This window comes from Amycolatopsis sp. NPDC059021, assembly GCF_042739895.1.
Lineage (GTDB): Bacteria > Actinomycetota > Actinomycetes > Mycobacteriales > Pseudonocardiaceae > Amycolatopsis.
The window spans coordinates 40055-49434 of the sequence record NZ_JBHYIQ010000080.1 but is presented as its reverse complement, the minus strand read 5'-3'; the positions used below and the strand labels follow the sequence as shown (position 1 = coordinate 49434).

Below are 9380 nucleotides of genomic sequence, written 5' to 3'. Positions count from 1 at the left end.
GCCCGGGGGGCGGTGGGGGGCCACCGGGCCCCCCCCCCCCCCCGCCGGGGGGCCTTGGCTGGGGGCCCGGTGGACTTTGTCCACCCCCCGCCGCCCCGCGCCCGGCCGCGCGCCGCGCCCCCCCCCGGGCCAGGCGCGGACCGGTGTTCCCGCTCGTCAGAGGGGTACGGGCGGGAACACCGGAGGCGGCGTCGGAGCGTCGGCGGCCGGATTCGCTCTCGCGTGGGGGGAGAACGAACCCGGCCCGCCGGCGCGGGCCCCGGGGTCCGCTCGGTGTTTCAGTTCCGGGCGAGCTTGCCCGCGACGTAGGCGCCGATGCCCGCCATACCCGCCTCGTTCGGGTGCAGCGGGGCCGCGATCGCGGTCGGCACGAGGCTCTCGTACCACTTCACCCCCGGCGCCTGGCAGACGTCGTGCCCGCTGGTCACGCCGCGGATGTCGAGGAAGCGGGCGCCGTGTGCCGCGGCCTGCCGCGCGAGAGCGGCGTCGAGTTCACCGATGGTCTTCTGGATGTAGTCAGCATCCCGTGCCGAGAGCGGCGCGACCGGCCAGCATCCGTTGTGCGGGAGATACGTTCCGTAGCCGACGACGGAAATCCGTGCCTTCGGCGCCCGTTTCGCGATGGCGGAGATCGCCGCGCCCCACTTCGGCTCGAAGTCGGCGATGCTCTCGGCGAGCTGGTCGTGCCCGCCCGCGGTGTACCGGTCGACGCAGTCCGGCTGCACGCCGGGAGCCAGGTTGAGGCAGCTCAGCACGGCCGGGACCAGGCCGACGTCGTTGGCGCCGATGGTGAGCGTGACGACCGAGGTCCTGCTGCTCAGCGCGTCGAGCTGGGGTGCGGCCGGTCCGGTGAACGTCGGCTGCGAACCGGACAGGTCGACCGTCTTCGCGCCGGAGCAGGTGACGTCGGTGAGCTTCGCCGCGCCGATTTTCTTCGCCACCACGTGCGGATAGTCCACGAGTGAACGAAGACAGCCGTAGGACGCCGGATCCTGCGGCGGGATCAGCGGGCCCGCGGCCGCCGAATCGCCGAGCGCCACGTATTCGGTCGCGGTCGCCGCGGACGCCGGTCCCGCGAGCGTGCCGAAGGTGATCGCCGCGATGGCGGCCAACGCCGTTGTCCGTCCGCCGATCCGCATGCTGTCCTCCTATGTGTCTGTGTGTGCTGCGGGCTTGCCGGTTCTGGTCTTCGTGACATCATCGGCAGCGATCACCGGCCCGTTGACTAGGAACACGGGCAGAGATCGAGGAGGCCGGTTGTGACCGAGCACAGGACGGACGGGGTAGCAGGGCGGGCGCTGTCGCTCGGCGGACGTCCCGTGCACGAGCGGCTCAGCGTCGAGGAGGCCGAACTCCGGGTTCGCGTGCTCCGCCGGATCCAGGCCGAGGTCGCCGATTACCGGCGGCTGCCCGTCGAGGAGATCCGCGGCGACATCGCGGCGATCACCCAGGACGCGTTACGGGCCTTCGCGCGGAGTCTCCGCGAGGACCGTCCGCTCAACGACGCCGAACTCCGGCAGATCGGCGGGTCGGCCGCCCGGCGGGCCGAGGAGGGTTTCCCCCTCGAAGCCGTGCTCGAGGCGTATCACGTCGGGGCGAGGGAGATCTTCCGTACCGCAGCGGCCGGGGCGGGCGAAGGCGACGTCGACGATCTCGCGGAGATCGTCGACCGCGTGCTGCGGTTCGTCTCGGCGGTCACCGGCGCGGTGACGAGCGGCTACCTGGACCAGTTGCGCACGAAGGTCGGGCAGGAGCACACGGCGCGGCGGTCGCTGCTTTCGGCGCTGCTGGACGGCGGGGCGATCGACGCGGCGGCACTGGCCACCGGGATCACGCTGCCCGCCTGCTATCTCGTGCTGTGCGTCGAACTGGGCCGCCATCCCGACGAGGAACGGCCCGGTGTCGACGCGACCATCGCGGTCCGCCGCAAGCTGCGCCGGTTCCTCGGCACCTTCGAGCAGCAGTGCGGGGAGGGCGTGCTCGCCTCGGTCGACGGCAGCGGTGGTGTGGTGCTGGTGCCGCTGGGCGGCCGGCTGTCCGAAGTGGACGTCGGCGGCTGGCGGGAGCTGACCGGGCACGCCGGGCGCGCGGCGGGCGCGGACGTGACCGTCGCCGCGGAAACAGCGCCGCCGTCCGGGGTCCGGGTCGCGGCGGAGCAGGCGAGCGCGGTGCTCGACGTCGTCCGCTGGTTCGGCCGCGAACCCGGGCTGTACCGCCTCGACGACGTGCTCATGGAGTTCCAGCTGACCCGGCCCGGTGCCGCGCGCGACCGGCTCGCGGCGGTGGTCGCGCCCCTGGAACCCCATCCCGATCTGCTCGAAACGCTCGACTGCTATCTCGCCAGCGAAGGCAACCGCAGGCGCACGGCCGCCTCACTGCACATCCACCCCAACACCGTGGACTACCGGCTGCGGCGGGTGCGGGAGCTGACCGGCGTCGATCCGGTTCAGCCCGCGGGCTTGCCGCGCATCATCGCGGCGCTGGCCGCCCGCCGCGCGGGCGGCTCCACGGACCGGCGCGGTGCGGGGACGTCGGCGCCGAGAAGGTGAGTCCGGGCGTTGCGCACCGCCCGGACGAGGACGCCACCGCCGAGACCCGCCACCAGCGCGGCGCCGAGAACCAGCGCGGCACGGCCGGCAGCGGCGTCGAACACCAGGCCGCCGGCACGTCCGAGGACGAACCCGGAGTAGACGGCCCAGGCGATCAACGCGGTTCCCGCGGCGGCGAAGACGGTGGTGGAAAAGCCGATCGCGAGGACGACCGGGACGAACGCGACGAGGGCGTAGACGGGATGTGCGCCGGCGCCCGCCACCGCCGCGGCGAGTGCGGCCACGACCAGTGCCACACAGCCGAGGGGGAAGCCGAAACCGCCGGGAAGCCGTCCTTCGTGCGTTGTTCTGGCCCTCATCGGCCCAGTTCAGCGCACCGCCGCCCGGCTGATAAGACTCGCTGCCGCGATCCGTACGTGCTCGTTCGGAATCTTGACGCTTCTTTGACCAGGTGACGGAGTCCGCGGGAGAAGGGGGTCAGGCGCGGGCGGCTGTCCGCGCGATGACGTCGGCGAACTGCGGCCAGAGGGCGTGGGGCAGGTCGTGCCCCATCCCGGGGATCACCACGAGTTCGGCGTCCGGGATCGCTTCGGCGGTCGCCTTGCCACCGCTGACGTTGATCAGGGGGTCGGCGTCGCCGTGGATGACCGCGAAGGGCAGCCGGATCTCGCGCAGCTGTTCCGTGCGGTCGCCCGAGGCGACGATGGCCGCGGTCTGGCGCAGTGTCCCTTCGGGATGCACAGCGCGGTCGTAGTGCGTCGCCGTCTTCGTCCGCAGGTACTCCTCCGTCGCCGGGTAGCCGGGGGAGCCGAGGGCGCGGAAAGCGACCACGCCCTCCTCGATCGCCTGCGCGCGCGTCGCGGCCGGCGGGCGCGTCAGCACGGCCAGCGCGCTGGGCTCGGCCTGGCCGACCGCGCGGTCACCGGTCGTGGACATGATCGAGGTGACGCTCAGCAGCCGGTCCGGATGGTCGATCGCGAGCTGCTGCACGATCATCCCGCCCATCGAAGCGCCCACCACGTGGGCCTTCTCGAAGCCGAGCGCGTCGAAGAGGCCGACGGCGTCGTCGGCCATGTCCGACAGGAGATACGGCACTGTCGCGAGGTCACCCGAGAGCAGCGCGGTGAGATCGGGCGCGGGCAGGTGGTCGAGGTAGGTCGACAGGCCGATGTCCCGGTTGTCGAACCGCACCACGTGGAAACCCCGCGCGGCCAGCAGCTCGCACAGCCCCGCCTCCCAGGTGATCATCTGGGCGCCGAGTCCCATGACGAGGACCAGCGGCGGGCTGCCCGGGTCCCCGAAGGTGTCGTATTCCAGTTCGAGTCCGTTGGCCTGTGCGCGTGGCATGCCTCGATCTTGCCCGAGTCCCCCGCGTTGACACCACCGGACGCTGGCACCATCGAAAGACAAGCGGATAACGTACTTCGCATGTCATTGTCCCCGGGAACGGGCAACCGGCCGCGGTCGAGGGCCGCCGCCGGACTGCCGGCGATCACCGCGGAGCGGATCGTCGACGCCGCGCTGAAGCTGACGGCGGAACGGGGACTGGACAGCTGGACGCTGCGTCAGCTCGCGGGCGCGGTCGACGCCTACCCCGCCGTCGTCTACCACCACGTCGGGGATCGCGACGCGGTCGTCAACGCCGTGATCGACCGGGTCGTCGGGGAGCTGACGCTGCCGGGGGACATGCTGCCGTGGCGCACGTGGTTCGCGGCGTTGCTCGCCGAGCTTCGCGCGGTACTGCGGCGTTACCCCGGATCGGCGCGCCGGCTCGCGTTGTTCGGGCCATCGGTGAGCGCCGCGACACGCACCATCGACGCGGGCATCCGGGTCCTGATGACGGCCGGGTTCGGCGAGGAGAGTGCCCTCGCCTACAACCTGCTGCTCGCCAACGCCTGCCAGTTCGTCGCGATGGAGGACGAACGGGACGGTGATCTCGAACTGGGCTCGAGCCTCACCGAGGAATACGCAACCTATCGCGATCGCGGCGATCTGCCCGGCATGGCCGCGCACGGCAGGGCGATGCACGAACTGGTATCCGATCCGGACAAGGCGTCCGCGTACTTCGCCCGGCTCTACGACTACGCCGTCGAACGCTGTCTCGACGGCCTCGCCTATCGGCTCACGCAGCTGGAAACCGGCGGACGGAACTGAACCGGCGGACGTCAGCCGGGCGCGGAGTTGCCCGCCGGATGCCCCTGGATCACCGGGAAGACCTCGCCGACGAGGGTGACCAGCGACTTGCTGAGCAACGTGTGCACCTGTGACCGGTCGAGCGCGCCGCGGACCAGCCATTCCCGCCCCGCCGCCTTCACCATGCCGCCGAACGCGCGGACCAGCGCGTTCAGTTCGGGCCCGTGCGCGCTGTCGCGGGAGAGCCCGACGGCCTCCAGCACCCGGTCGGCGGATTCCTGGTCGGCCTCCTCCAGGATGCGCTCGACCTCCAGGTCCCGGCCGATGCCCTCGGGCGCGATCGCGGCCAGCCACATCCGTTCCTGGCTGGTGACCATGTCCAGGAACCAGTCGATCGCCACGTCGGCCCGGAGTTCGAGCGGGCCCTCCGGGAGGATTTCCACCGCGAGCCTCGGCACGGTGAGCGCTCTCCTGATGATTTCCAGGTACAGCTCGCGCTTCGTGCCGAAGTAGTGGTTGATCAGGCCCCGTGCCACTCCCGCCGCCGCCGCGATGTCCGAAGTGGACACCTCGGAATACGGTCGCTCACCGAACAGCCGCGCCGCGCACGCGTAGATCTGTTCCTTCCGGGCGTCCGGTTCCAGTCTGCGCCATCGCGGGGCCGGCTCGGTGGTCATGCTTCCCATCGTCGCATGATCGGTTCAGTTCTGACGGTCGAACGGCCCGATGTCGCAAAGTTACCGCCGGGAAACCAACGCGATTCGTAGTGACCGGCGTACGGTACGGCGTATTTCCGGCTCAGTCCGGTAGCACGATCGGGGCGATGTCGTCGAACAGGTCGCCCGGCCCGGGGTTCGCCGGATCGGCCGCGCCGCCGAAGTGCCGCTGGACGCCCCACACCGCGTTCAGCGCGGTCTGGACCGCGCCTTCGGCCCAGCCCGCCGTCCACGAGACGTCGTCCCCGGCAAGGAAAACCCCGCGGAACCGCGGTTCGAGCCGGTGTTGCGCGAAATGCGTGAAAAGGCGTTCCTGATAGCGGTAGTGGCCGGGGAGGTTGGCCTTGAACGCGCCCATGAAATGGGGCTCGGCCTCCCAGGACACCGTCACCGGGTCGCCGATGATGTGCCGCCGTACGTCCACACCGGGATAGATCTCCCGCAGCGACTGGAGCATCACCTCGACGCGTTCCGCGACCGAGAGCGGCAGCCACTTCAGCGAATCGTCGGCCCACGTGTAGGAAAGGCAGATCACCGCGGGCGAATCCGGGTCGGTGCCGAGCAGGTACGTCCCGCGCGGCATCCGGTCGGTGAGCGTCATGCTCATGGTGTCGCGCCCGGTCACCGGGTCGGGGTCGAGCCAGAACGGACGGTCGACCGGGACGAAGACCTTCGACGACTCCATGTAGTGGGTGCGTTCGATCGCCGTCCAGTGGTCGATCGGGAACAGCGCCTCGTCGCACGCGATCTTCGAGAGCAGCAACCAGCTCTGCGCGGTGAACACCGCCGCCGGGAAGGTGTGGATGTGCCCGCTTTCGTCGGTCACGGTGACGTTGTTCGGCGCGGTGCGGTGCAGCCGGACGACTCCGGGGCGGGGCCTGCCGCCTTCGTGCAGCGAGCTGAGACTGGTGCCCGCGGGCCAGTGCGCGAGGCGTTCGGGGGCGCGTTCCCACAGCCGGAGCGGCAGTTGCCTGCTGCCGCCGACGATGCTGCGGTGCTCGTCGTCGGCGCCGGTGTAGACCACGCGCAGGATTTCCAGGATCGAGTTCGGGAAGTCGGTGTCCCAGCCGCCGGTGCCGAAACCGACCTGCCCGAAGATCTCGCGGTCCCGGAAGGACGAGAACGCGGGCGAGTCACAGAGGAATCCGTAGAACGTCTGGTTGTCCAGCCTTGGTACGAGGTCGTTCCACAGTTTCTTGATCGTCTTCGTGTCCCGGTCGCGGATGGCGGTCTGCATCGCGGTGAAACGCGCGTGCTCTTCGAGCGTGCGTTCCCAGGCGGTGGCGACCCCGCCGAACACCTCGGGCAGATCAGCGGCCGTGCGCGCGTAGTGGCTGCGGCCCTTGAGGTCGACGACGGTGCTCGGGGTGGCCGGGGCGAGCGGGTTCGGGAACGGCGTGGTCTCGAGCCCGACCTTGTCGATGTAGTGGAACAGCGTGGTCGAGGCGGGCGGGAACCGCATCGCGCCCATTTCCGCCACCACGTCGCCGGGGCAGCCGGGGAACCGCACGGTGCGCAGCCGCCCGCCGATCTCGGCGATCTCGTACACCACCGGGCGCAGGCCCAGCTTCATCAGCTCGTAGGCGGTGACGATGCCGGACAGCCCGCCCCCGATCACGGCGACCTCGGTGCCGTGGCGGTCCGCCGGGATCGAGCCGAGCCCGGCCGGATGGGCGAGGTACTCGTCGTAGGCGAACGGGAAATCGGGGCCGAACATGGTGATCGGGCGGCCCGCCGGTTCGTCGTGGTGGATCGCGGTGGGAACGGCGGAGGTCATGCTCGGGGTCCTTCGGGGTCATGCGGGTCGTGGCGATCGAGCAGCGTCCGGTAGAGCTCGGGGCGCCGGTCGGCGAGGTGGGTGTTCTCGGCGCGGGACGCGGCCAGCAGCGCGGGGTCGACCCGCGCGCTGAGCATCGCCGGCCGCGCGCCCGCCCGTGCGAGCACTTCGCCGGTCGGCGCGACGATCGCGGACCGGCCGCAGTAGGTCAGTTCCTGTTCGCTGTCACAGCGATTGGCGTAGACGACGTAGAGCTGGCTTTCGTAGGCCCGCGTGGGCACCAGGGTGTCGGCGACCAGTTCGTACGGGCTCATCAGCGCGGTCGGCACGACCAGCAGGTCGGTGCCCGCGAGCGCGTGTGCGCGGACCTGCTCGGGGAATTCGACGTCGTAGCAGATCAGCAGGCCGATTCGCAGCCCGTCCAGCTTCGCCTGCACCACGGCCGTCGAGCCCGGGGTGAACCACGCGCGGTCGAGGTCGCCGAACAGATGTGCCTTGCGGTAGTTCGCGAGCCGCTCACCGGTCGCGCCGATCAGCTGGACGCTGTTGTGGACGGATTCGCCCTCACGCTCGGGATAGCCGTAGACGAGCGCGATCCCGGTGTCGGCGGCCAGTTCGCCCATCCGCCGGGCGGTCGGGCCGTCCGCCGGTTCGGCGAGTTCGTGGGACGCCGCGCCGATGTGGTAGCCGGTGGTGATCATCTCGGCCGTGACGAGCAGCCGCGCCCCGGACCCGGCCGCGGCCATGGCGGCCGCCGGCAGCGCGTCGTACGGTCCCTGGTGGACGGCGACAATCATCGCGCCCCCGCCAGCCGCGCGCGGCGCACGCTGTAGCCGAAGTAGATCGCGAGGCCGAGCAGCATCCAGCCGCCGAAGACGATCCAGGTCGCCGTGTCGAGGCTGAACATCAGCAGCGCGCAGCAGCCGATCCCGATGACCGGGGTGACCGGCGCGAGCGGGACCCGGAACGTGCGTGGCTGCTCCGGCCTGCGTTTGCGCAGCACCAGCACCGCGATGTTGACCAGCGCGAACGCGAACAGGGTGCCGATGCTGGTCGCGTCGGCGAGTTTGCCGAGCGGCACGAAGGCGGCGAGCACGGCGACGAAACCGGACACCACCAGTGTGTTCGTCCTCGGTGTCCCGGTTTTGGCATCCACAGTGGACAGTGCGGCGGGTACCAGCCCGTCCCGGGACATCGCGAACAGGATCCTGGTCTGTCCATAGAGGACTGTCAGGACGACGCTGGAGATCGCCACGATCGCGCCGACGGCGAGCAGCGCGGCCCAGAACTCGTTGTCCAGGATCGAGGTCAGCACGTGCGAGAGCGCCGCCTGCTGATCGCCGAACCGCTGCCACGGCAGCGCGCCGACCGCGGCGACCGCGACAAGGCAGTACAGCACCGTGACGATGCCGAGGGAGAGCAGGATCGCCCTCGGCAGGTCCCGCTGCGGGTTCTTCGCCTCCTCGCCCGCGGTCGAGGCCGCGTCGAACCCGATGTAGGAGAAGAACAGTTTCGCCCCGCCCGCGCTCAGCCCCGCCAGGCCCAGCGGCAGGAACGGGGTGAAGTTCTTCGCCTGCACCGCGGTGAACGCGATCGCGCAGAACAACACCAGCGTGCCGATCTTGATGACCACCATGATCGCGTTGGCCCTGGCGCTTTCCTTCGCGCCTGCCAGCAACAGCACCATCGCGAGCAGCACGACGACGATGGCCGGGACGTTCACGATCCCGCCGCCGCCGGGTGGCTGGCTCAGCGCGTCCGGGATGGTGACACCGAAGGCCGCCCGCAGCAGTTCGTTGAGGTACTGCCCCCAGCCGACGGCGACCGAGGCCACCGAGACGCCGTATTCGAGGACAAGACACCAGCCGCACACCCACGCGACGAGTTCGCCGAGTGTGGCGTAGGCGTAGGAATAGGAAGAGCCGGAAAGCGGGATCATCCCGGCGAGTTCGGCGTAGGACAACGCCGAGAACAGCGCGGTGACACCGGCGAGGACGAACGAGAGGATCACCGCGGGCCCGGCGACCGGCACCGCCTCGCCGAGGACCACGAAGATCCCGCTGCCCAGCGTCGCGCCGATGCTGAGCATGGTCAGCTGGCCGAGCCCGAGCGACCGCTTCAGCTTCCCGTGGTCGCCCTCGGCGATCAGGTCCGCGACGGGCTTGCGCCGCAGCATCGCGGCACGCAGCCCGGTTCGCGGTGGTG

The 9380-nt window shown here is 70.8% G+C and carries 9 protein-coding genes; 2 read left to right on the top strand and 7 right to left on the bottom strand.

Going from position 1 to position 9380, the window contains the following annotated elements; all coding sequences use genetic code 11:
• Positions 1-278: 278 nt before the first annotated feature.
• Positions 279-1139 carry an SGNH/GDSL hydrolase family protein gene (locus tag ACFWX1_RS35210; protein ID WP_378394114.1) on the bottom strand — a complete coding sequence of 287 codons (861 nt, stop codon included), beginning with the start codon at positions 1137-1139 and terminating at the stop codon, positions 279-281.
• Between the two features lie 120 nt (positions 1140-1259).
• Between ACFWX1_RS35210 and ACFWX1_RS35205 the strand changes: the two genes are divergently transcribed.
• A complete protein-coding gene (locus tag ACFWX1_RS35205; RefSeq protein ID WP_378394113.1) occupies positions 1260-2549 on the top strand; it encodes a PucR family transcriptional regulator in 1290 nt (429 codons plus the stop codon).
• Here ACFWX1_RS35205 and ACFWX1_RS35200 read toward each other — a convergent pair.
• Both ACFWX1_RS35200 and ACFWX1_RS35195 read right to left on the bottom strand, forming a co-directional pair.
• Positions 2447-2908, bottom strand: coding sequence for a hypothetical protein (locus tag ACFWX1_RS35200; RefSeq protein WP_378394112.1), 462 nt, complete (start codon positions 2906-2908; stop codon positions 2447-2449). The genes ACFWX1_RS35205 and ACFWX1_RS35200 overlap by 103 nt on opposite strands.
• 118 nt (positions 2909-3026) lie before the next feature.
• Positions 3027-3896 (bottom strand): alpha/beta fold hydrolase, encoded by an 870-nt coding sequence (locus ACFWX1_RS35195; protein ID WP_378394110.1) that lies wholly within the window; start codon positions 3894-3896, stop codon positions 3027-3029.
• A gap of 81 nt (positions 3897-3977) precedes the next feature.
• Here ACFWX1_RS35195 and ACFWX1_RS35190 point away from each other — a divergent pair, with 81 nt between their 5' ends.
• Entirely contained in the window at positions 3978-4703 is a 726-nt protein-coding gene (locus ACFWX1_RS35190; RefSeq protein ID WP_378394108.1) for a TetR/AcrR family transcriptional regulator, read from the top strand.
• Between the two features lie 11 nt (positions 4704-4714).
• Here the strand turns inward: ACFWX1_RS35190 and ACFWX1_RS35185 are convergent, their stop codons facing one another.
• From ACFWX1_RS35185 to ACFWX1_RS35170, 4 genes are all read right to left on the bottom strand, one after another.
• Positions 4715-5359, bottom strand: a complete 645-nt coding sequence (locus tag ACFWX1_RS35185) for a TetR/AcrR family transcriptional regulator (RefSeq protein WP_378330452.1) — start codon at positions 5357-5359, stop codon at positions 4715-4717.
• Between the two features lie 121 nt (positions 5360-5480).
• Positions 5481-7175 (bottom strand): flavin monoamine oxidase family protein, encoded by a 1695-nt coding sequence (locus tag ACFWX1_RS35180; RefSeq protein WP_378394107.1) that lies wholly within the window; start codon positions 7173-7175, stop codon positions 5481-5483.
• The gene (locus tag ACFWX1_RS35175; protein ID WP_378394105.1) at positions 7172-7972 is read right to left on the bottom strand and encodes a carbon-nitrogen hydrolase family protein; all 801 of its coding nucleotides are present in this window, start codon (positions 7970-7972) and stop codon (positions 7172-7174) included. The genes ACFWX1_RS35180 and ACFWX1_RS35175 overlap by 4 nt, the downstream gene beginning before the upstream one ends.
• Positions 7969-9351 carry an amino acid permease gene (locus tag ACFWX1_RS35170; protein WP_378394117.1) on the bottom strand — a complete coding sequence of 461 codons (1383 nt, stop codon included), beginning with the start codon at positions 9349-9351 and terminating at the stop codon, positions 7969-7971. Before ACFWX1_RS35170 ends, ACFWX1_RS35175 begins: the two co-directional genes overlap by 4 nt.
• Between the last annotated feature and the right edge of the window lie 29 nt (positions 9352-9380).